The sequence below is a fragment of the Pseudovibrio sp. Ad46 genome (genome assembly GCF_001623065.1).
Classification (GTDB): Bacteria; Pseudomonadota; Alphaproteobacteria; order Rhizobiales; family Stappiaceae; genus Pseudovibrio.
Window position 1 is genome coordinate 42,482 of sequence record NZ_LMCG01000079.1, and the last position, 21,689, is coordinate 64,170.

Below are 21,689 nucleotides of genomic sequence, written 5' to 3' on the forward strand. Positions count from 1 at the left end.
CGCCTGAGCGCCCGCCATCATGCTTTTTCTGGAAGAACTGGCCGGTCCATCTGAAATACAGAATCAACCACCGAGTAATCCATGTAACCCAACCGGGCCAAAGGCTTCATTTTCGCCACATTGAGCAATCCGTTTTCAAGCACACTCTCGTCGATATGCACACCAACAACCTGACCCAGTATAAGCCAGCTGTTAGTCTCATTTCCGTCAATATCGATCAGACGCTGCACATTAACCAGCTTACACTCCAACGCAGTTTTTGCCTCTAAAACGCGTGGAGCCTTGATCAATTTGGATGGCTCTGCCGTTAAACCGGAAAGCTCGAACTCATCAACATCAGTACCAACCATTGCAGAGGACAGGTTCATCGCATCTGCAAGATCCAATGTGGCTTGGTTGCAGACAAACTCGCCAGTTTCTTCAATGTTGCGGACAGAGTCTTTGTAACCGCTGGACCCAATCACAACCATCGGCGGAGTATCACACACTGCATTGAAAAAACTGTAAGGAGCCAAGTTGCGCACACCGTCTTTAGAGACGGTAGAAACCCAACCAATCGGACGAGGTGCAACAACAGCCTTGAATGGATTGTGGGGCAATCCATGCGGCTTATTCGCTTCATAAAACATATACTTGCCTCAACTCCTACGCATCAACACCGGAAAGAGAACTTTCAAAATATTCAGTCAATCGGGCAACATCAGGCCGAGGACGCTCACTCGGAACAATGCTAGCGCTTCCGATATGAATGAAGCCTGCAAACCGCTCCCCATCACGAGCACCAAGATAGGCAGCTGCCTCATCATCAAAAGCATACCACTCAGAGAGCCACTGGCCTGCAAAACCCATTGAAAAGCAGGCATTAAGGAGCGAGACACAAACCGCCCCAACAGCAAGCTCCTGTTCCCAGACCGGAACTTTATGTTCCCGGTTTGGAGAAGACACAACGCCAATAACCAACGGCGCGCGCTTGAAACGCTCCAGCTCCATTACCTTGGTGTTCTCACCAAGCGAGCCCTGACGCTTTTCTGCAATTTCAGCAAGCTTTAGACCGATGAGGTCAGCCTGTGAATTGCCATAGATAATAAACCGCCAAGGAGAAATTTTTCCGTGATCCGGAACACGGCAGGCTATCTCAAGAAGCTCTGAAATTTGTGCTTGATTGGGACCAGGATGCACGAGTGTTGCAGCGAGATGGGAGCGACGAGTTTTGAGAAAACTCTTCAGTTCTGGAAGGTCTTTAGTTTCCACGGTCTCGATTCTTTTCAGGATTTCAACGATTAAAGCTACGCAATAGTCCTATACAGAATATCAACTGTGTCAATTAAAGGATGGTCTTGCCCCATTCTTGCCACATTGACTACCAATCCCCAACCCACTTAGTAAAAATTTATAAAACACTTCCAAATCACAGTTTGTCACTGTAATCTGATTTCACTCGATCGGGTGTCGGTTTTGTATTTACTGTCGCACACGGGTAACACTTTCTGAAGTAGTAGCGAGAGCACACGTGAAGTTAGAGCGGATATCGACGTTCAGCAAAGCGCTACAACGCGCAGCAACCGCCACAGCATTTTGTGCTGGATTGGCCTTGCTTGGAAACGCCGCTCAGGCTGCAGGTCCTATTCCTGTTTCCAAACCTGCTTTGCCGTTCTCTAAAGAAGTGCTGGACTTGGGCGCAAAGCCAGACAAGACCATCGCACCTCCTATCAGCTATGATCCGCTCAGCGGTTATCAGGGGCAATCCCTTGCACCAACAATGGGTACGAGCTTCTTACCGTACGCTCCCCCATCTGTAGGCGCAGAGCAGGCACCTGTCGGCGCACAGCCTGTCCTTTATCTGGTAGCAAAGCTGGCTGAGGGAACACCGAACCTCACACGTGGCCTAAAATGGCGCGTCTACTCTTCAAAAGAAAATGATGATGGGTCCTTGACCATGGTCGCGTCCTCTCAAGATCAGGACGCAGAATTCCGCCTCGATCCGGGTACTTACCTCGTTCACACCTCTTTTGGCAAAGTCACAGCAACCACGCGTTATGAACTTAAAAGCGGTGTGAAGACAGGAACAATCATCCTGAACGCAGGTGGTATTCGTCTGGACGCTGCTCTGGGCAACGATCAACAGATGCCACGCAAAGATGTGCGCTTTAACATTTACGATATGACTTACGACACCACAGGCAACCGCGGTCTCATTGCATCTGGCATCAAGCCGGGCGAGCTGGTTCCAGTGAGCGCAGGCACCTACCATGTTGAAAGCCGCTACGGCGATGTCAACGCTGTCGTACGCGCAGATATTCACGTTCAGGCAGGCAAGCTGACCGAAGCAACCCTTTACCATCAGGCAGGCAACATCACGCTGAAGCTGGTAAGCGCTAAAAACAAGACATCTTTGGCCAACACGTCTTGGACGATCCTCTCTCCAGGCGGTGACACAGTTGCAAGCGGCAATGGTGCGTTCCTTGACCTCACCCTAGCAGCCGGAACCTATACGGTTATGGCGCGCAACAACGGTGAAATGTATCGCGAAGAGTTCACGGTCAATCCAAGCGTAAACAACGTGGAAGTGGAAGTGCTTGCAGAAAACCCTCTGTAAGGCTTACACAAGATCTAGAATGACCAAGGCGCCGCACTCGGCGCCTTTTTTATTGGCTCAGGCAGACCTTAAGGAGGATGTCCTACGGAAGATAAAAGGTCTCCGCCTTTGGCGCCTCAACACAATCCCGCAAACTCATAACAATTGCCTGAAGTTCATCCACCATTTCTCGCTGGCTCTTGCATCCCTCTAAAACCTCATAGGAAATAGGAGAGCCAATCCGCGCAAGAATGGTTTGTCCCAGAATGCTCTTAAATTCGCGGATAAGGAGCGACAATCGTAAACTCAGAGAAAAGCGACTGACCATGTGGAACAATGCCGAGTTCTGCCCCTCAAAATAAACCGGCAGCACCGTTGCTCGCGCGCTTCGAATGAGCTTGGAACTGAATGTTTTCCAAGGCAGCTCCTCAGCCCTGCCAAACGGCTTAGCAGCTGTAGCAACACCGCCTCCAGGAAAGATCACAATCACCACCCCTTCCCGCAGTAATCTCAGCGCTTCCTGCCGTGTTTTCAAATTGGTGCGCAAAGCCTCTTCGGTTTCTTCAAAGTCTACTGGCAAAGCGAAAGGCCTGATTTCAGGCACCTTCAACAGCTCATTATTGATCAGCACGCGGTAAGGACGATTGAGCTGTTCAGCAAGCGAAAGAATCGCGATTCCATCTGCAATGCCATAGGGATGGTTCGCAATCAGCACCAGCGGCTTCCCATCCAGATCAGCGGGCGGCCAGTCGTTTCCGGTACATTCCACACGCAAGTCAATCTGTTCCAGCAGATCACGCCAGAGCACCTGATCAGAAACTGAAAACCAGCTCGCCACTCCTCATAAAGGTCCACCAGCGCTCGCTTACCAGAGAGCCCTTCGATGCTGCGAATAAGCCATCGCTTCAATAAGGGATGAGTACTATTGGCATAGCTTAAATCCGCGTGGTTCACGACATCCTCACTTCACATAACTCATTTCATCTGAGCCGGCTTTGTAAGCTTTCGCAAACTTACGTGAAGTTTAGGCGACAGTGAGGCCAAAAAGAAAAAGGCTGGCAACAGAAACCTGCGGCCAGCCTTCAAAATTTCACTCAGTCTATAAAGATCAGGAGGCCTGCTCTTTCAGATCTGGTGCTGTTGCTTCATCAGTAAGGCTTGCCACCGCTTCATCCAATGTCATTGATGTTTGGTTGCGCGAACCAAGACGACGGATACTCACTGTCTTCTCTTCTGCTTCACGCTTACCAACCGCAATGATCACTGGGATCTTGGCATGAGAATGCTCGCGAACCTTGTAGTTGATCTTCTCGTTACGAAGATCCAGCTCACCGCGCAAACCAGCTTTTTTCAGCGCTGCATGCACTTCTTTCGCATAATCATCTGCATCAGAAGTGATTGCTGCCACAACGAAGTGCTGAGGTGTCAGCCACAATGGGAAGTGACCAGCAAAGTTCTCAATGAGGATGCCAAGGAAACGTTCCAGAGAACCACAGATCGCACGGTGGATCATCACCGGCTGCTTCTTCTCGCCATCGCTGTCCACATAGAACGCACCAAAGCGCTCTGGCAACGTGAAGTCTACTTGAGTGGTACCGCACTGCCATTCACGACCAATCGCATCGCGCAGAGTGTACTCAAACTTAGGACCGTAGAACGCACCCTCACCTTCAAGAATGCCTGTCTTGATCTTACCGCCAGAGTTCGCTTCGATCTCCTTCAGCACTTCTCCCATCACTGCTTCAGCGTGATCCCAGACTTCATCAGAACCAACACGCTTTTCAGGACGGGTTGAGAGCTTCACAACAATCTCTTCAAACCCGAAGTCCTTGTAGACGGACATGATCAGGTCGTTGATCTTGTGGCACTCCGCAGCCATCTGTTCTTCAGTACAGAACACATGCGCATCATCCTGCGTAAACGCGCGAACGCGCATCAGGCCATGCAACGCACCGGATGGCTCATAGCGGGAAACTGCGCCGAACTCAGCCATACGCAAAGGCAGATCACGGTAGGACTTCAGGCCGTGCTTGAAGATCTGGACGTGACCAGGACAGTTCATCGGCTTAATCGCAAAGACGCGGTGGTCTTCGGTCTCAGTCGCAAACATGTTCTCGCGGTACCATTCCCAGTGACCGGAAGTTTCCCAAAGCGATTTATCCAGAATCTGCGGTGCGTTCACTTCCTGATAGTCATCAGCAAGACGGCGACGCATGTAGTTGGTCAGGTTCTGGAACAGCTGCCAGCCCTTGTGATGCCAGAAGACAACACCCGGACCTTCCTCCTGGAAGTGATACAGATCCATTTCGCGGCCAAGCTTACGGTGGTCACGCTTCTCAGCTTCCTCAAGCATATGGAGGTAAGCTTTCAGATCTTTCTCATTGGACCATGCAGTACCGTAGATACGGGTCAGCATTTCATTGTTGGAATCGCCGCGCCAGTAAGCACCAGCAACAGTCATCAACTTGAATGCCTGACCAACCTGGCCAGTGGATGCCATATGCGGACCACGGCAGAGATCCAGCCAATCACCCTGCTTATAGATCTTAACGGTTTGATCTTCAGGAATCGCATCAACAAGCTCAACCTTGTAATCTTCGCCCTTGGAAGCAAAGTATTCCTTCGCTTCATCGCGGCTCCAGATTTCCTTGGTGAACTTCGCGTTGCGCTGAATGATCTGCTGCATCTTCTTTTCGATTTTTGGCAGATCTTCAGGCGTGAACGGCGTTTCACGCTTAAAGTCGTAATAAAAACCGTTCTCGATAACAGGGCCGATTGTAACCTGTGTATCAGGCCACAGCTCCTGCACAGCTTCTGCCATCACGTGCGCCGCATCGTGGCGGATCAATTCCAGCGCACGAGGGTCATCCCGAGTAACAAATTCAATCGCAGCACTTGCTGGAATAGGATCAGAAAGATCGCGCAGCTCACCGTCAATCGCGACGGCAACAGCTTTCTTCAAGAGAGATTTAGAAATGCTCCCCGCAACGTCAGCTCCGGTGGAACCAGCGTCATATTCGCGAACGGAATTGTCAGGGAAAGTCAATTGCAGCATATCAAGTCTCCAGCTCACTCCTGCAAACAAGGCAGGTAAGCGGTTTGGTGTTAATCATGGATTGCCTGAATAAACAATTCTTGAAGACGCGTCCAGATGATTTTAAGCGCACCCAACTCTGTTTTCCTCGGGAGAGATCACCTAATCGACAGGTTACACACCTTGAATTACCACTGGTTAGCAAGGGTTTAGCTAGCCTTCCCCCTCCCCACTCCGCATACTGTTTGCAACAACAGGATTCGCAAACTCCATCACAAGGAATGCATGACGCACACTCTACCAGCAACCAGGAGCTGAGCATGACGACGCCAAAGCCAAAGCTCTACTTTGATTTGACCACCTTGAGGCAGAACCGCTCTACCTCATTACAGGCGAATGGCGTCACCAGAACACTCTATGAAACAGCCAGACGCTTTTATAAAGATGACCTTGAAGTCACCTTCATCTGCCATGACGCTCGAACAAACGAATATGTGAGTGTGCAAGCCGATCCTCTATTTAAAGATGATGACCTTAACCCTGCATATCTGCCCGACTTGCTGGGCGCTCCTGTAAAAACATTCCATCTTGAAAAATACAGGAACCGCAAAATCAAAGGACTATTTCACAGGTTGCGGCATACATTGCGCTCACACGCGGATGAAACCATCGGAGCTTATGATGGAGAAGCGCTTGGAGAACCACTCTCCGACATTGACGCTCCCTTCCTTTCATTGGGAAACTTGGAAGAAGCTCGGCGTCTAACTGAGTATGTGAAGAGCCGCGCACCATATGTACCAGTCTATGTCATGATCCATGACATATCTCCTTTGCGTCTCAACGACCCTGAAGAAGACCTCGGCGCAAAACTTTGGCTGGAACATCTAAGGCGAACCGTCACTACAAGACCGCACGTTCTGGCAAACTCTGAGTATACGAGAAGCGATCTGCTGAAATTCCTGGCAGAGCAGAAACTCCCATCCCCTCAGAGCACAAGCGTTGTCCATTTGGCTCACGAATTTCAGGAAACAGAGCCGATCTACCCGCTCAGACAACGCCCGGAGAATGGTTTCTTTTTGCTGTTAGGTGACATTAGATACCGAAAAAATGCGAAGCTGGTTTTTGACGCTTACTTGCACATTCTGGAGCACAACGAAGATACCCCACTGCCACAGCTCATATGCGCAGGCGCAATTCCAAATGGCGCCTTCGCAAGCCTCAACAAAGATCAGCAGTATACGGCTATTGGCAAGTACGTGACGATTGTCCAATCGCCCTCGCAAGCCGAGCTCACCGCCCTTTACAAAGAAGCAATTGCGCTGGTGTATCCGAGCTTGTTTGAAGGATACGGCCTGCCCGTCGGCGAGGCTCTTTGGATGGGGACACCTGTGCTTGCCTCAAATGCGACCTCCATTCCAGAAGTTGGCGGTGATCATTGCCGATATTTCGACCCGCACAACGCTGAGGAACTGGCCGCCCTGATCCAATCAACATTAAAAACCAAGGACGCCTTACGCGCAGAACTACCCTTAAGGGCTGAGCTCCGGCAATGGCAGAATGTTAAAGAGGATATCTGGCAGGCTATTCAAAGCCACAGCACATCACCGGACAAGCGATCATCCGGCTCAGAGAGCATCTCACAAAAACTGGAAGAGACTTAATTCGGCTTAGCTTGATCGCGTTCGAAGATCTTTACCAGCTGGAAATACTCACAAACCAACTTCATATCTTGAGCAAAGACACCGTTCCGCTCAAAATATTCACGATGCGCGTCCTGCCAAAATTCAAGGCTAAGATCGCCTTCGCCTTCCAGTACAGCCCAAATTTCATCAATCTCGTCGAACTGGCGCACATCAACCGTAACCATCTCAATGACGCAAGCGGCTTGCCCCTTACCATCAAGAATAACGAACTGATCACCCGGCTGAGGAAGCGGCTCCCCTTCTTTCTCATAGGAAAGCAGATCGCCACAGGTAGCCGTCTTTGTTCCATTCAGAACAAGCTCAAGCAAGCTGTCAGCAAGGTCAGGGCTGTCGCCAAAAGCATAACTTGGGAGGTCTTCAAAACCTTCAATAGACATGCATCTCTACCGTAACAAACTGATTTTATGAAAGAAAAATGGTGGAGGAGGTTGGATTCGAACCAACGTAGGCATAGCCAGCGGATTTACAGTCCGCCCCCTTTAGCCACTCGGGCACTCCTCCGTCGCATTGGCCAAGTTGGCCGCGCCGTGTGAGGACGGGTTATCTTCATTTGAGCCCCTCTTGTCAACGCTCCTTTGAAATTTGGGTTGGGAAAACATAGGAAAAAACGTTTTTGGCCCTCAATCTGTGAACAACACGCCTCTAGGCAGCTCTCACATAGGCAAAATCACGTATTTCCCGCACAAAAATTTCATGAATTTCAACACCGGCAGATAGCTTTTCATTAAGCCAAGAACCCGGAACCACTGCAAGTTGCTGGACGCAACTCTACATTAAGCCATTATCTTCAAACGAAATTATGAGTTTCTGTATTGGAGTGCACACTACACTGATCATCCAAAGGTATTCAAATGAGCAGGCACTGGCTTTTCACATATCTCGTCGTCATGGGGTTTACGCTCACGTCTGGAGCGCGTCCTGCTCACGCTCAGATATCTATTGAACCCTCTCTTGGAACCTCTGGAACTGTCGAACCAGCACCAGATAATCCAGAAGAAGACCCATCCATGATGAGTGGCATGCCGGAATACCAAATGAGCAATCCGCACGACATGCCGGCACCATCCGAACCGACGACTGATCCAACCGCTACTGACAATGAGAATAGCGAGAATGACAAAGGAAGTTTTTGGTCGCAGTTCTTTCAGTAGCCTTTGAACTCAATCAAACAGCGGCAAGAATGAAAACAGGATAACCCAATGAAACCCTTAGCAATCCTGAGCGCAAGCGCAGTCTTGTTCATTCATTCATCTGGTCTGGTAGCGGTTGCACAGGTTACGGGAGATGGCCCGCCCGTCCCAACCAGCAAAAGCCTCCAAAGCGACATCCATACACTCGCAGAAACTGGAAGTGGCGCTTCCGCTGCAAAAGCCGCTGAGCAATGGTTAGGGAAATCATTGAATTTCGCCTGGACTATTACAAAGGAAGGCGCAGAGGCAATTGAAGAGAAGTTCACAACCTTCATCTGCAACAGTGAAGCACTCGCATGGAACACCACCTCCAAACTTGGCAAGAGCAAAGGATCTGCAACCTACACTGTTCAGCAGATCACACCGGAAATTACTCAAATCTCCTGGAAGGATAATCCGCAGGAATCCAATCTCGGATGGGTTTGGACATTAGATGCTGCCAGCGGAAAAGCATACGGTGTTGTTATCAACTCACAGCCCTATGAAAACCTTTCCATTGAGGGAGAGTTCGCGGTTTTGCCAGTCCTCACTGAAGAAGAGAAAAACGAGTTCACCTGCCCTTAGCAACAGGAACGGTTTCTAGTCCAGCAGATCAAAGCGCGTCTTGGGGTCAATATGGTGTCCAGTCCAGTGCCCATAGCGCCAGGGCAGATACCATCTGGAATGCTTGGGCAGACTTGCAGGCACAGGATCATACCCGCTCGCTCCATATGGATTACAACGGATGATCCGTGATAGCCCAATCCAACCGCCACGCCAAAAGCCGAAACGCACCATCGCCTCAGCTGTATAATGTGAGCAGGAAGGCTGATAACGGCACGCACGCCCGAGTATCAACGACAAACTGTGTTGGTAAATCCAAATAAGCCCGACCCCAACCCGCGCCATCAGGCTGGCAGGCCTCACTTTGGGGAGCGGTTCGGGCTTACACATTTCAGTTGGCCTTAAGCAACGGTAGCTTCAACATCATCAAGCGCTTTCACCAAGGCTTCAAACGCAAGCATGGTGGACGCATGACGCGCTTTATATTCGCGCACCGGTTCAAGGAAGGACAGATCAGCAAAACGACTGACCGGTGGTGGTCCATTTTCCTTCAACATCGCATGGAGCTGCGCATAAGCCTCCCGAATTTCAGAGGGTGAAGCCCCAATAACATGCTGACCTAAAATAGAGGCTGATGCTTGCCCAAGCGCGCACGCTTTCACGTCCTGCGCAAATGAGGTTATTAGACCATCGGCTACACAAACCTCAACGCTCACCGTCGAACCACAAAGCCGCGAGTGTGCTTTTGCCTGAGCTTGCGGGGCATCGAGATGTCCCAGTAAAGGGATATTCCCTGCAAACTCAAGGATCTTAGTATTGTAAATGTCGTCCAACATGCAAAACTCTGGCTACTATTCTGACACTCGCTTTATAACTTAAAGCGACCTTGGATCACTCAGTAGTAAGGGAAGACCCTTTCCTAACCAAGACATCTATCTTATATAGGTGGTGCTGCCGAGACCTTGCTAGAGGTCAAAAGCGGAATATCGCAATCTAGCACACATTACCTAGAAGAAACCATAGGTGCCAATTTATTGGCTGTCTAAACGGGTTGTCGTAGTTTATACCCTGCGCCATACTCGCATCTCCTTAGGTAAGCTATAGATTTGCGTATGACAATGGGAAGAGCCTGACTGAAAACAGGCCGACAAAAATAGTTGTTGCGCAGGAACCTATGGCGGGTTCAGTGTTTTTTTAAGAGAAGTATGTCTTAAATTACACTCATCGACTGCGTATTGTTGGAGACATAATATGGACGCTGTTTTGAGACCGGTTACAGAGACCGATCCCACGGCTACAGAAGACAACAAGCTCCCCAACCGCCCTAGCCGGGCTGAAGCTGAGGCTGCTGCACGCGTACTTCTTCAATGGATCGGTGATGACACCGAACGTGAAGGACTGCTGGATACACCAAAACGCGTGGTAAAAGCCTACGAAGATCTCTTCTCTGGATACAAAGAAGATCCTCGCGAGCACTTGGAACGAACCTTCGAAGAAGTCGGCGGCTACAATGATATTGTGCTGCTGAAGGATATCTCTTTCACTTCTTTCTGTGAGCATCATGTGTTGCCGTTCACCGGAAAAGCACATATCGCTTATTATCCAGATCATGCTGTGGTCGGCCTGTCCAAGATCGCACGTGTTGTAGAAATTTACGCGCGTCGCCTTCAGACACAGGAACATCTGACCGTTCAGATCGCAACGGCATTGGAAGAATATCTGGCTCCACGTGGCGTCGCCGTCATGATTGAGGCAGAACACCAGTGCATGTCCATGCGTGGCATTCAAAAACAAGGTGTATCAACACTCACCAACCGGTTCTCTGGTGTTTTTGAAGATAACGCATCTGAACAGGTACGCTTTATGACAATGGTCCGTTCGTAAGCTCGGACCATTCATCACAAAATTCGAGCATTTCATGTCGACGAATATTAAAGCCGACGGCTTCGCGCCGCGTGCTGACAAAAAAGCAATTGAGCTGGGTGATGAACTCTGCCCAAAATTTGACGATAACGGTCTGATCGCAGCTGCAGTCACGGATTTCGAGAGCGGTGAGCTACTCATGGTGGGCTATATGAACACCGAGAGCCTGCGTCGTACAATTGAAACCGGCGAAGCTTGGTACTGGAGCCGCTCCAGACAGGAATACTGGAAAAAGGGCGGCACTTCCGGCCAAGTGCAGGAAGTCATTGAAATCCGGACCGATTGCGATCAGGACGCCATATGGCTGCGCGTCAAGGTGCATGGCAACGGCGCAACCTGTCACGTCGGTTACCGCTCCTGCTTCTTTCGAAAAGTGGACAGCAACGACACAGGCGACGTTTGGCTGGAGAAGACGGAAGTCGCTCCGGTATATGACCCCCAAGAAGTTTACGGGAAAAAACAGTAGGTTTCGCTGTGCCCCGATTCAGTCTTTTTATAGGTTTAAATAGCATAGTTACCCCAAGGTAATTTTGATTATTCAACCGTTGAAAGACAGTCGGGGAGATAGCAGTGCTGCAAAATCTACCTCTGTGGCCAAACAGCAAACAGCCTGTAGAAGAAGAGCCTGAGACACCACCCACCACACCTGAGCCAGAGATCACACCAGGTATCGGATTGGCTCTAGGCGGTGGTGCGGCTCGTGGTTGGGCGCATATTGGCGTACTTAAAGCCCTTTCAGAAGCAGGCATTCAGCCGGACTTTATAGCTGGCACGTCCATTGGCGCTGTTGTCGGCGGCTGTTATCTCTGTGGCAAGCTGGACCAACTCGAAGAATGGGTTGTGTCACTTTCTCGCCGCCGGGTCTTCAGCATGGTCGACCTTTCCTTCGGCGGTTCCGGCCTCATCTCAGGCAAAAAAGTCCTTTCATTATTCGAAGACCACTTCGGCGGTATCATGATCGAGGACCTCGACCGACCGTTTGCAGCAGTTGCAACAGAGCTTGGGACCGGACACGAAATCTGGTTGAAGAAGGGTCCACTCACGCAGGCGATGCGGTGTTCCACCTCTCTCCCCGGCGTGTTCGAGCCGGTCGCATATGGTGGTCGCTGGCTGGTGGATGGTGCGTTGGTCAATCCAATCCCAGTCTCAGTATGCCGCGCGATGGGTGCACGAGCTGTGATCGCAGTCAACCTCAACTCCGACACATTCGGCCGAGGCTCTACAATTGTCCATGAACTGCCCCCAATCCCGAAAGACATGATCCCAGAGATCGATAGCAAGCTGCAAAAAGATCCGGGCGGCGCAATCAAGCGCGTCTTGCGACGTCAAATATTCGGTGGGAAGCCAAAAGGATTGCCGGGCATCTCCGGCGTAATGATGGACAGCTACAATATCATTCAGGACAGGATCGGACGCTCACGGCTTGCAGGAGACCCCCCAGACAACATTCTGACACTGCGCCTCTCACATCTGGGTCTTTTCGACTTTCATCGTGGTGAAGAAGCAATTCGCGTTGGATATGAAACCACATGCCGTGCGCTTCCAGAACTCCATCAACTGGCAGAGATGCAGCCTTGATGAAGTGCATTGACCAACAATGTATTGATAAGAAATAGACTGGATAGAACTGCTGTGCCTTAGAAGCACAGCAGTTTAGGCACATATCATACGGCCTGAATGTAACTCCGCAGATCCTCGGCTTCACGCTCAACTTGAGCAATGCGGAACTTCACGATATCACCGATCGAGACCAGCCCGATGAGCTTTCCGTCTTCCACAACTGGCATATGACGGAACCGCCCATCAGTCATACGCGCCATAACACCGTTCACGGAATCGGTTTCGTTACAGACGGCAACTTCTTTAGTCATGTAGTCACTGACGGGTTGTGCAAGTGCATCAGTTCCTTCCATGGAAATTGCCTTAACCACATCACGCTCCGACACGATCCCAACAATCACACCCGGCTGATCACACAACACAATAGCACCTATGCGGCGGCCTCCAAGGCTTGCGCATATCTCGCTTAAACTACGTGTGCTCGGTTCCGTAAAAACGTCCCGCCCTTTGCCGTTCAATATGGCAGCAACTGTCATGGCGACCTCCTCGTTTGTTTATGTCATCCTTCTTTCTCAGAGAAAAAAGAGGAAGAGAACAAATCTAACCCTACGGCATCATGACACAAAAAAACAATGCTTGCCTAGCCACCAACTTAGGTGCTGTTAACATATGTAGTTAGCTAACTATTAAACGCTCCACTTCAACGCGGTTTAATCGGATCCAATAATGGGAATAGGATCAAGCCAGCGATAAATCCACCTACGTGAGCTTGCCAGGCAATACTAACGCCCTCACCCGCAATTGGCGCGGACCACATGCCAAATAGGAAGTTCAAGCCAAACCATACCAGAATAAAGGTAAGGACACGACGATCGCTCAACGCCTCCATCAAAGGTCGGGCAGGAATAGAATAGGCTGCATTATCATAGCGCCGAAACGAACTCATCGGACCACCAGCTTCAAAGATAAAACGTAAGGAAGCTGCCATCTGTCCTGAGACCGCCGCCGAGGCACCAATCACCGGGATACTCTGCCCCCAGTTTGTAGCAAGGTGAGCACCAGCTCCGGCAACAGCGCAAACAGCCGAGAGCACCAGAAAACGTGTCGCCCCAAAACGTCGTGCAACAGCACTCCCGAACACTGCCATCCAAAGCACATTGAAACCTACATGCTGCACGCTACCATGCAAAAATCCGTAGGTCAGAAAACTCCAGATCGCCGAAACGGTTTCTCCTGGCCAGGAATATTCAGCCATAAAACCACTAAGATATCGGACAGGCCAGAACGCAAACAGAAGCAGCGTCTGCAAATCTGCATTGGGCGTCAACACATAGGCACGAACCAGATGTATCCCAATAAAAATCAGAGACAGTCCAACAACCACGGTTGGCAGATTGAACATCGGCTCCCGTGCTGGTCTCTGAAGGTTGGGGCCGTGAGGTGCCAGATGGTCTTCATTGGATTGGTTCATTTTATTACAGATCCAAAATTATTGTCCCATTTTGAACTAAGACAACTTGGCACGCTTCGCAAGGCTTGCCGCAAAATGTAAGGATCAAATGAAAACAATAAACCGCCAGCACTCCCCCAAGCGCTGACGGTTTATCGGAGCTTCTCCCCGTTAGGCGTTTGATTTCCCGACTTTTTATCAGCACACGAAATGCTGAAAACCTAGGTTTACCGCCAACAATAGCTCAATTCTTCGGGCCTCAAGGGTTCAGGTGAGGCAACTGCAACCAAGATTATACAAGCCACCCAACAGCACAACTTAAACCCTTTGTTAAGGTTAATATTTTATTAAATTTTTATGATATTTCTAACTTGGCACGCTCCATGCTTATTCCCCACCATAGACCAGCGGATAGTTAAAGTTGTCCATAAAAAGGACACTGACCCCAATGGGAAAACCCAATAAGCGGACTGGGGAAGGCGGGAATATGAAACACGGTGCATCACGGATACTCTTCGAATACTGGGACGAAATTCGGGCTGAACGACCAGCTCCCGAACGTGGCGATATTCAACCTTCCGCAATCAAAAGTGTTTTGGGCGATACGTTTATTCTGGAACTGGCACAGCAGAACAATTTCAGGTTCCGTCTTGCAGGGACACGATTGTGTTCCCTGTTCTGCCGTGAACTGAAAGGCCGCAGTTTCCTTGATGGCTGGGATGAGAAAGACCAGCAAGCCGTCACAGCCATGCTTTCTGCCATAACACAGGATGGCGCTGCTGCTGTGATCAGCTTCACCGGCACAACTGAAATGGGCCAGTCAGTAGATCTGGAGCTCCTGCTCCTGCCAATCCGTGTTCAGGGGGAAGGTTGTACGCGTATTCTTGGCTGTATGGCCCCGCTCAAGCGTCCATTCTGGCTCGGTGTTCAGGCGATTTCCAAGCAAAAAGTCAACAGCCTGAGGTTGATCTGGCCAGATGAAGACGCACCTCTCTTCAGTGATGAAAATGACTGCGTCCCACATTTTGGAACTCCAACGCATCGCGCTGTTAGCTCAATGGAACCAAGAGTTAGCCGTGGAAGTCACTTGCAACGGTCAGCAGTACCAAAGGCCGTCGAAATTCCAAACAGCCGACAGGTAGGACACCTTAGAGTTGTTGATGGGGGCAAAATATAAACCTGTACTCCGCACCACAGTTACCATTCTGTTAACCTTGTTTTCCTAGGGTGTGACCCAAGTTTCTACTAGTCAATAATCGCGTAGTCGGGATTCCTAGGAAAATGGCAGGGCGCACAGCGACCAACAGAATTGCTGCACTAGCAGCAAAAGCACCTGACAGACGCCGTTTTTCTCGCGTTGAAATCAACGTGCTGGGCCGTTTCATGCTGGAAAACCGACGTGAGTACCCTTGCCAGGCCGTCAACATGTCACCTGGTGGCGCCGCCTTTATCTCTCCGGTAATGGGCGAAGTTGGCGAGCGCGTTGTCGCTTATCTCGATCACATTGGTCGCGTTGAAGGAAAGATCGTCCGCGAGATCGATGGCGGCTTCGCGATGACGCTCAATGCCAGCGCACGCAAGCGCGATAAGCTGGCTTCCGTCCTGACTTGGCTGGCAAACAAAGACGAGCTTAATCTGCCAGAAGATCGCAGATTTGATCGCTTCACTCCAAAGAACCCGATTACGAAGATCATTTTGCCAGACGGCAGAGAATACGCCTGCCGCATTGTGGATGTCTCCCTCTCTGGCGCAGCACTCAAGACAGATGTACGTCCGGCACTTGGAACACCAATCACGCTTGGTAAGATGCGTGCGCGGATCGTTCGCCACTTTGAAGAAGGCGTCGCAGTCGAATTCGCTACCGTCCAGAATAAGGAACTGCTGGAGCACCATATCACCAACGCTGAAAAGCGCTAAGCTCAGCCAGACCGATTCCTGTCTTATCAACGGTTAAGCCTCAGCTTTTCGATAAATTTATAAAAAATATTTGCAGTGAGAATTACATGCAACTGACACAGCTTCACATGCCAACTCTCTAATTAACTGTAACTAAACCATAAAACTCTCGTTAGGTCTGATCAGAAACTCCAGTTTCCTGCGGAGTCTTAGTATAATTAGAATTTGAATTAATATTGACTCTTATTTTCAGAAATATTGAATTAACTGATATTCAATCTTGATTTAAATACTGCTCAATTTTGATTAAATACTGACTTTAAAGGTTATAACCAAATAAAAGCGCGCAAAGGAAAGTAGAGCCTGCCATGATTGGAGGGCGCTACTTGTGTTTGAGTATAAGCTGTTCGCGAAAAGTGTTTTGGGGGTCGCATTGGGTGGGCTAATCAGCCTGTCTCAGGCTCACGCTGAGCAAGTTCCAGGACGCTTTATGCCAATTATCGGACAAGCCACTGCCCCCGTTGGTCATATCGAATTCTGTCAAAACTACCCGCAACAGTGCCGCTATGGCACCAACACGCCGTTGGTTGTCCGCTTGACCAAAGAGCGCTGGCAGGAATTGCTGGATGTAAACGCTTCAATCAACACACAAGTTCGCCCGCTAACAGACGAGCAACTGTTCGGAGTGCCTGAATACTGGACATACCCGCAAGGTGCTGGTGATTGCGAAGAGTACGTTCTGGAAAAACAGCGGCAACTCATTGCCTTGGGCTGGCCGCCAAGCTCCCTGCTCATAACGGTCGTGAAAGACCTGAGTAACGGCGGGCACGCTGTCTTAAGCGTGCGCACTGATCAGGGAGATCTCATTCTCGACAATCAGATCTCTTCAATCTTGCCTTGGTATTCAACCCCATACCGCTACGTGAAACGCCAGTCCGCTCGCCATGCTTCTGCTTGGTCTGCTATTTCGGATAAACGCGTCACCACCGTTGCAAGTATTCCAGAATAAAGCTGCCAAGATCTTGGCAAACAACAAAGCCGCGGGAAATGCCGCGGCTTGTTTTGTTTTTCAAAAATCGTGATGGCTTCAGAGCTCAACCAGCTGCTCTTTAAAGCGCTGTGCATTCATCACATAGCCATCTGCTGAGCGGATAAGCATTGCCTGAGCTTCATCATCCAACTCACGAACCACCTTCCCCGGCATTCCCACAACCAGAGAACCATCTGGAATAACCTTGCCTTCAGGAACCAGTGCATTTGCGCCGATGATACAGCCCTTACCAATCTTAGCACCGTTCAGGATTGTCGCGCCCATGCCAATAAGCGAGCCCTCCCCCACAGTGCACCCATGCAAAATCGCCTTGTGACCAACCGTACAGTTTGCGCCAACAACCAGCGGATACCCCAAATCTGTATGAAGAACTGATCCGTCCTGAATGTTGGAACGTGCACCAATATGGATAAGCTCACTGTCGCCACGCAAAACAGCGCTAAACCAAATATTCGCTTCTTCATCCAACTGCACATGACCAATCAGACTTGCACATGGCGCGACCCAGTAGTTTCCATTTTCAGGAACATTAGGGCTTCTGTCTCCAAGCTTATAAAAAGGCACAAGGTTCTCCTAGATTGCACAAATCAAATCCCGCGCAATCTAGCATATGGCTTGCTCAAAGTGCCAAGAGAAAACTCAAAACAAACGTACCGGAAAGAATGCTCCACATAGCGGTGAGCCCTCCCGCGGCGGCCAGCATCTTCGGGCTAAATGACTCCCGGTAATAACCTTGGATCGCATTGCGCATAAATATAAAAGGACCAGCAACAAGCCATAACCCGACGACAATAAGCCAGGACAACGGCCCTTTCATCTCAGCAAAAAATCGCGGCGGTTCCCCAGTCACCAAGTGATAGAAGCTACCCAGAATTCCCGCAGTCACAAAACCAGAAGCCGCTATAAACGCGGCCAACAACAAATCGCCCAGCATGCACTTCCCCCATTCTCAGCTGGCTCAATCCAGCTCAAACGCGTTACTGTGCAGTTGAAAGCAATTCCTATGCCGCGTGCTATCCTTGAGTTAACCTCCTGTTAATATTTACATATAAAATCCGCATAGGGAATTCAGGCAGGTGAAAAAACTCCATCCCGTTTCAATTCAGGACGCCCACAGCCTTCAAGAGTCTCATTTCGATGCAAAAAGGGCCCCGAAACGGAGCCCTTCAAATCAATCAGATTTTGCGTGAAGCCTTAGAGGCCTTCCACGTCGATATCAAGGATAGCCATCTGGAAGTTCCAGCTCAGTTCGCCATCTTCCTCGTCGCGGAAGATAACGCCAAGAAACTCATCCTTGATATAAACTTCTGCGGAATCATCTTTACGAGGACGCGCACGTACTTCAAGTTCTGGCGACTTGAAAGTATTGCGCATGTAGGTTTGCACCTTACGAATTTCATCAGGCTTCACAGCCGTCTCCTTACCAATTTTACTTCAAACTTGGGGCACAAACTATACAAGTTTATCGTCCTGCCAACCCTAGGAAACTAGCTTATCCTTGTTTGTTTTGCGAGGAAAGTCCTTGACCTTGACCGATCATTTGATCCATGGCACGAGCCGGCTGGTCGCAACCAGCTTCACCCACAACCTTGGCAGGAACACCCGCCACAGTCGTGCACGGATCAACGTCTTTAAGAACCACAGATCCTGCTGCAACACGTGAGCAATGGCCAATTTCCAGATTGCCTAGAACTTTGGCACCCGCACCAATCAGCACGCCCTGACGGATCTTCGGATGACGGTCGCCAGAGACCTTGCCCGTACCACCAAGTGTCACACCTTGCAGAATAGAGACATCGTCTTCAATCACAGCAGTTCCACCAACCACAATGCCGGTACCGTGGTCAAAGAAAACACCACGCCCAATTGGAACCTGAGGATGAATATCCATCTGGAACACTTCAGAGCAACGGCTTTGCAGGTAAAGCGCGAAATCCTCTCGCCCCTGTTTCCACAACCAGTTGGCTAACCGGTGTGTCTGCAGCGCATGGAACCCTTTGAAATAAAGCAGAGGCTCCAGGAATCGGTCACAGGCAGGATCACGATCAAAAACAGCACCCAGATCAACACGGAAGGCCTGAACAATATCAGGAGCCTGATCCAGAACATCCAGATAGGTCTGGCGAATAAGAGAAGAAGAGACAACCACATGGCCTAGCCGGTCAGCCACACGATGAACAATCGCTTCCTCTAATGAAGAGTGGTTCAGCACCGTCTCGTAAACAAAAGACGCAAGTGCTGGCTCAGAGCTGGCCATCGCCTGGGCTTCGGCTTTCACGCGATCCCAAACAGGATCATGCGATGCGAACTCCTTGGGGCTACTTGAAGAAAATTGCACCATGAAAGAGCGTTCCTTTATGGATAGGACCTATTCAACCTTACATAGGTGCAGACTGTCTCGATCCAAGCCCCACCCACTCACTATGAATTATCCGCCTATAGTACATCACGCAGTATTGCCATTAGAGAAAGCGCGTACCAAACCTGCACTGGCAATTAGAAAGTGAACCTACATTTCTTTCAAAAATCAGAAACTGGTTCTAATTTTAAGCTGCCGCTTGGTACTCTTTTAAAAATGGCATGATCGCAGCAGTGAAAATATCATTCACATCGCCTGCCACCATATGACCAGCTTCTTTCACATCTGTGAATTGTGCATGGGGAACCAATGCGAGAAATTCATCGACATGGCTCTGTTTCACAAGCTCTGACGCCGCTCCACGAACAAGCATGCTCGGCACTTTGAGATTAGCTGCTGCCTCCAACAGCTCACTCTGCACCTTGTCTTTCATATCAGCACGATCAGCATGATGCGTGATAAAGCGAGGGTCCCAGTGCCAGCGATAGCGCCCATCTTCCCGTAAACGCAGGTTTTTCGAAAGGCCATCTAATGTCTTGGGGCGCTTTCGATGCGGAAGATAAGAGGCAATCATGTCCGCCGCTTCTTCAACGCTACCAAACCCGTCCTCGACCTTTTCAGCCATAAACGACAGGATCTTACTCACTCCGCCTTCGTCTAGGCGCGGGGTCACGTCAACCAGAATAACGCCAGCCAGCACACCCGGACGCAAAGCCCCCTCCGCCAGAATAGACGCAAGACCACCTAATGAGGCACCGATCGCAATTGGCTTGAAATCGGTTTCCTCATAGATTTGCGCGGCAGCTGCAGCAACATCTGCGCCGAAGTCAGAAAAGAAGTACTTCTCCCCTTCAACCCACGCACTGTCACCGTGTCCACGCATATCAAGACAGAACGCCTGCATACCTGCATTGGCGATCATCTCAGCAGTCTTGCCCCACGAATGTCTCGTCTGCCCGCCACCATGCATCATCATCACCGGCTGGCCTTTTGAGCCGAACCGGTCTGCAACAATACGGTTGCCATCGGCTCCGATAAATTCGTGGGTGCCTCTATTCATGAAAATTGCTCCAAAAACTCTAATGTGCCTTTTTTGAAAATCTTGTCGCCAACAGCGGTCATATGGTCCCGGTTGGTAATCTCCAGATAACTGGCATTCGGCATAAGATCAGCAAGCGCCTTTGGATCACCGGCCACATCATCGTTTGTACCAACAGCAACAAGTGTCGGCGCTGTAATCTTAGATACCATATCCTCAGAAATAGGCTTCCGGGCTGACTGCATACACGCTGCCAGCGCACGCCGGTCTGATTTGGTCTGCTCGGCAAAGGCTCTGAAGGCACGACCCGTCCGGTCTTTCACATCAGAGATCTTGTCAGCCAACAGCCCTTCAATGATTGGTTCAGGATTACCAACACCAGAAATCAACCCATACCCCATCCCGCCAAGCGACAGCGAGCGCACCCGGTCCGGTGCTTGCAGCGCACAAAACGCAGAAATGCGGGTGCCCATGGAATAGCCAAGCAAATCCGCTCTATCGATATAGAGATGATCCAGCAGTTTCAGCGCATCTTCGGCCATAACCGGAGCGCCATAATCCTCTGCATTGTAGTACTTATAGCTTTCACCATGACCACGATTATCAATCGCAATCACACGGCGGCCATCCTTCACCAACAAATCAACCCAGCCGGGATACACCCAGTTGACGAACTTGTTGGATGCGAATCCGTGGATCAGCAGGATCGGATCGCCCTCTCCTTCATCAAGATAAGCGATAGGGTGATCATTATTATTGAATATTGGCATATTACCTAACGTTTACGTAAAGGAAAACTACGGGATCATGGGAGGGTAAATGTAAGGGTGGAGAAAGAAAAGGCCAAAGAACTATCAATTTGGACTAGTCCATCAACTATTCACAGAGGCTGAGACAACACCAGTTCCGCGGTAAAACCTCGGTCCTAGGTGAAAAAACGCAGTACAGTTGTGGACCGCATCGATCTCAAGGCAATCAATCAGCGAGAAAAACTGTCTTTTTAACCAGAACCAATTTAATGTCGGCGGCAAATTTTTGTTCCATGGAGCTTGGCGAAAAAATGGCCGGTAAAGTCGTACCCCACTTTCACAACACCAATGGCGTTGACGCCATTAAAATCGGCGCCAAAGAATTTATGTGCATTGGCGCACGCCCCCCACAGGACCACCCACACGTCTTCCTCGACATGGGTGCTGATGACAACATAATCTGCCCATACTGCTCAACGCTTTACCACTACGATGCTGCACTCGCTTCCGCAGAATCTAATCCGGCTGACTGCGCCTGGGCACCTGATACGGCCTAACAACCTCATCATTTGATCGATAAAACAAATAAACAGTAATCACATTGCTTTGCCTGAACC

The 21,689-nt window shown here is 50.0% G+C and carries 26 protein-coding genes and 1 tRNA gene; 11 read left to right on the top strand and 16 right to left on the bottom strand.

Annotation, left to right across the window (positions count from 1 at the left end; translation table 11 throughout):
* Nucleotides 1-17: 17 nt before the first annotated feature.
* Both PsAD46_RS22390 and PsAD46_RS22395 read right to left on the bottom strand, forming a co-directional pair.
* Nucleotides 18-629 (bottom strand): flavin reductase family protein, encoded by a 612-nt coding sequence (locus tag PsAD46_RS22390; RefSeq protein ID WP_057462508.1) that lies wholly within the window; start codon nucleotides 627-629, stop codon nucleotides 18-20.
* 16 nt (nucleotides 630-645) lie between these two features.
* Nucleotides 646-1,251, bottom strand: coding sequence for a nitroreductase (locus PsAD46_RS22395; protein ID WP_057462509.1), 606 nt, complete (start codon nucleotides 1,249-1,251; stop codon nucleotides 646-648).
* 259 nt (nucleotides 1,252-1,510) lie between these two features.
* Between PsAD46_RS22395 and PsAD46_RS22400 the strand changes: the two genes are divergently transcribed.
* On the top strand, nucleotides 1,511-2,596 hold the full coding sequence (locus PsAD46_RS22400) for a hypothetical protein (protein WP_057462510.1): 1,086 nt from the start codon (nucleotides 1,511-1,513) through the stop codon (nucleotides 2,594-2,596).
* Between the two features lie 82 nt (nucleotides 2,597-2,678).
* On the opposite strand, the gene PsAD46_RS22405 is transcribed toward PsAD46_RS22400, so the two are convergent.
* Together PsAD46_RS22405 and thrS are read right to left on the bottom strand one after the other, a co-directional pair.
* A complete protein-coding gene (locus PsAD46_RS22405) occupies nucleotides 2,679-3,413 on the bottom strand; it encodes a 1-acyl-sn-glycerol-3-phosphate acyltransferase (protein ID WP_244273239.1) in 735 nt (244 codons plus the stop codon).
* 270 nt (nucleotides 3,414-3,683) lie between these two features.
* Nucleotides 3,684-5,630 (bottom strand): threonine--tRNA ligase, encoded by a 1,947-nt coding sequence (gene thrS / locus PsAD46_RS22410; RefSeq protein ID WP_063289525.1) that lies wholly within the window; start codon nucleotides 5,628-5,630, stop codon nucleotides 3,684-3,686.
* Nucleotides 5,631-5,929: 299 nt separating this feature from the next.
* Between thrS and PsAD46_RS22415 the strand changes: the two genes are divergently transcribed.
* The gene (locus PsAD46_RS22415) at nucleotides 5,930-7,270 is read left to right on the top strand and encodes a glycosyltransferase family 1 protein (protein WP_208981973.1); all 1,341 of its coding nucleotides are present in this window, start codon (nucleotides 5,930-5,932) and stop codon (nucleotides 7,268-7,270) included.
* Here PsAD46_RS22415 and PsAD46_RS22420 read toward each other — a convergent pair.
* Complete coding sequence (locus PsAD46_RS22420) at nucleotides 7,267-7,689, bottom strand: ASCH domain-containing protein (RefSeq protein ID WP_063297978.1); 423 nt, start codon at nucleotides 7,687-7,689, stop codon at nucleotides 7,267-7,269. The genes PsAD46_RS22415 and PsAD46_RS22420 overlap by 4 nt on opposite strands.
* 39 nt (nucleotides 7,690-7,728) lie before the next feature.
* Nucleotides 7,729-7,813 (bottom strand) — tRNA-Tyr (locus PsAD46_RS22425).
* 350 nt (nucleotides 7,814-8,163) lie between these two features.
* Between PsAD46_RS22425 and PsAD46_RS22430 the strand changes: the two genes are divergently transcribed.
* Both PsAD46_RS22430 and PsAD46_RS22435 read left to right on the top strand, forming a co-directional pair.
* On the top strand, nucleotides 8,164-8,463 hold the full coding sequence (locus PsAD46_RS22430) for a hypothetical protein (RefSeq protein ID WP_063307910.1): 300 nt from the start codon (nucleotides 8,164-8,166) through the stop codon (nucleotides 8,461-8,463).
* 48 nt (nucleotides 8,464-8,511) lie between these two features.
* Nucleotides 8,512-9,066, top strand: a complete 555-nt coding sequence (locus tag PsAD46_RS22435) for a hypothetical protein (protein WP_063292718.1) — start codon at nucleotides 8,512-8,514, stop codon at nucleotides 9,064-9,066.
* Nucleotides 9,067-9,081: 15 nt separating this feature from the next.
* On the opposite strand, the gene yidD is transcribed toward PsAD46_RS22435, so the two are convergent.
* Complete coding sequence (gene yidD / locus PsAD46_RS27785) at nucleotides 9,082-9,435, bottom strand: membrane protein insertion efficiency factor YidD (RefSeq protein WP_084404516.1); 354 nt, start codon at nucleotides 9,433-9,435, stop codon at nucleotides 9,082-9,084.
* Between the two features lie 11 nt (nucleotides 9,436-9,446).
* Nucleotides 9,447-9,881 (bottom strand): iron-sulfur cluster assembly scaffold protein, encoded by a 435-nt coding sequence (locus PsAD46_RS22440; RefSeq protein WP_063292719.1) that lies wholly within the window; start codon nucleotides 9,879-9,881, stop codon nucleotides 9,447-9,449.
* Between the two features lie 415 nt (nucleotides 9,882-10,296).
* On the opposite strand from PsAD46_RS22440, the gene folE reads away from it, so the two are divergent.
* The 3 genes from folE to PsAD46_RS22455 all read left to right on the top strand — a co-directional run bounded on the left by folE (nucleotide 10,297) and on the right by PsAD46_RS22455 (nucleotide 12,546).
* Nucleotides 10,297-10,929 carry a GTP cyclohydrolase I FolE gene (folE, locus tag PsAD46_RS22445; RefSeq protein WP_057462520.1) on the top strand — a complete coding sequence of 211 codons (633 nt, stop codon included), beginning with the start codon at nucleotides 10,297-10,299 and terminating at the stop codon, nucleotides 10,927-10,929.
* 34 nt (nucleotides 10,930-10,963) lie between these two features.
* On the top strand, nucleotides 10,964-11,434 hold the full coding sequence (gene hisI, locus PsAD46_RS22450) for a phosphoribosyl-AMP cyclohydrolase (protein WP_063289530.1): 471 nt from the start codon (nucleotides 10,964-10,966) through the stop codon (nucleotides 11,432-11,434).
* 98 nt (nucleotides 11,435-11,532) lie between these two features.
* Complete coding sequence (locus PsAD46_RS22455) at nucleotides 11,533-12,546, top strand: patatin-like phospholipase family protein (RefSeq protein ID WP_063292720.1); 1,014 nt, start codon at nucleotides 11,533-11,535, stop codon at nucleotides 12,544-12,546.
* A gap of 86 nt (nucleotides 12,547-12,632) precedes the next feature.
* Here PsAD46_RS22455 and PsAD46_RS22460 read toward each other — a convergent pair whose 3' ends face one another.
* Both PsAD46_RS22460 and PsAD46_RS22465 read right to left on the bottom strand, forming a co-directional pair.
* Nucleotides 12,633-13,064 (bottom strand): CBS domain-containing protein, encoded by a 432-nt coding sequence (locus tag PsAD46_RS22460; RefSeq protein ID WP_057462523.1) that lies wholly within the window; start codon nucleotides 13,062-13,064, stop codon nucleotides 12,633-12,635.
* 164 nt (nucleotides 13,065-13,228) lie between these two features.
* A complete protein-coding gene (locus tag PsAD46_RS22465) occupies nucleotides 13,229-13,999 on the bottom strand; it encodes a rhomboid family intramembrane serine protease (RefSeq protein WP_063307911.1) in 771 nt (256 codons plus the stop codon).
* A 466-nt stretch (nucleotides 14,000-14,465) separates the two neighbouring features.
* Here PsAD46_RS22465 and PsAD46_RS22470 point away from each other — a divergent pair, with 466 nt between their 5' ends.
* The 3 genes from PsAD46_RS22470 (at nucleotide 14,466) to PsAD46_RS22480 (ending at nucleotide 16,883) form a co-directional block, all read left to right on the top strand.
* Nucleotides 14,466-15,155 (top strand): PAS domain-containing protein, encoded by a 690-nt coding sequence (locus PsAD46_RS22470; protein ID WP_057462525.1) that lies wholly within the window; start codon nucleotides 14,466-14,468, stop codon nucleotides 15,153-15,155.
* A gap of 104 nt (nucleotides 15,156-15,259) precedes the next feature.
* Nucleotides 15,260-15,895, top strand: coding sequence for a PilZ domain-containing protein (locus PsAD46_RS22475; RefSeq protein WP_063307912.1), 636 nt, complete (start codon nucleotides 15,260-15,262; stop codon nucleotides 15,893-15,895).
* A 367-nt stretch (nucleotides 15,896-16,262) separates the two neighbouring features.
* Nucleotides 16,263-16,883, top strand: a complete 621-nt coding sequence (locus PsAD46_RS22480) for a transglutaminase-like cysteine peptidase (RefSeq protein ID WP_063300844.1) — start codon at nucleotides 16,263-16,265, stop codon at nucleotides 16,881-16,883.
* Nucleotides 16,884-16,961: 78 nt separating this feature from the next.
* Here PsAD46_RS22480 and PsAD46_RS22485 read toward each other — a convergent pair whose 3' ends face one another.
* From PsAD46_RS22485 to PsAD46_RS22510, 6 genes are all read right to left on the bottom strand, one after another.
* Nucleotides 16,962-17,489 (bottom strand): gamma carbonic anhydrase family protein, encoded by a 528-nt coding sequence (locus tag PsAD46_RS22485; protein WP_063307913.1) that lies wholly within the window; start codon nucleotides 17,487-17,489, stop codon nucleotides 16,962-16,964.
* Nucleotides 17,490-17,544: 55 nt separating this feature from the next.
* Nucleotides 17,545-17,859 carry a hypothetical protein gene (locus PsAD46_RS22490; protein WP_063289534.1) on the bottom strand — a complete coding sequence of 105 codons (315 nt, stop codon included), beginning with the start codon at nucleotides 17,857-17,859 and terminating at the stop codon, nucleotides 17,545-17,547.
* A 260-nt stretch (nucleotides 17,860-18,119) separates the two neighbouring features.
* The gene (locus PsAD46_RS22495) at nucleotides 18,120-18,335 is read right to left on the bottom strand and encodes a DUF3126 family protein (RefSeq protein WP_063289535.1); all 216 of its coding nucleotides are present in this window, start codon (nucleotides 18,333-18,335) and stop codon (nucleotides 18,120-18,122) included.
* Nucleotides 18,336-18,417: 82 nt separating this feature from the next.
* On the bottom strand, nucleotides 18,418-19,266 hold the full coding sequence (gene cysE, locus PsAD46_RS22500; RefSeq protein WP_063289536.1) for a serine O-acetyltransferase: 849 nt from the start codon (nucleotides 19,264-19,266) through the stop codon (nucleotides 18,418-18,420).
* 205 nt (nucleotides 19,267-19,471) lie between these two features.
* Nucleotides 19,472-20,344 carry an alpha/beta hydrolase gene (locus PsAD46_RS22505; RefSeq protein WP_063307914.1) on the bottom strand — a complete coding sequence of 291 codons (873 nt, stop codon included), beginning with the start codon at nucleotides 20,342-20,344 and terminating at the stop codon, nucleotides 19,472-19,474.
* Nucleotides 20,341-21,093: an alpha/beta hydrolase gene (locus PsAD46_RS22510; protein ID WP_063289538.1), complete on the bottom strand. Its 753-nt coding sequence runs from the start codon at nucleotides 21,091-21,093 to the stop codon at nucleotides 20,341-20,343. Before PsAD46_RS22510 ends, PsAD46_RS22505 begins: the two co-directional genes overlap by 4 nt.
* 290 nt (nucleotides 21,094-21,383) lie before the next feature.
* On the opposite strand from PsAD46_RS22510, the gene PsAD46_RS22515 reads away from it, so the two are divergent.
* Nucleotides 21,384-21,629 (top strand): zinc-finger domain-containing protein, encoded by a 246-nt coding sequence (locus PsAD46_RS22515; RefSeq protein ID WP_063307973.1) that lies wholly within the window; start codon nucleotides 21,384-21,386, stop codon nucleotides 21,627-21,629.
* Nucleotides 21,630-21,689: the final 60 nt, after the last annotated feature.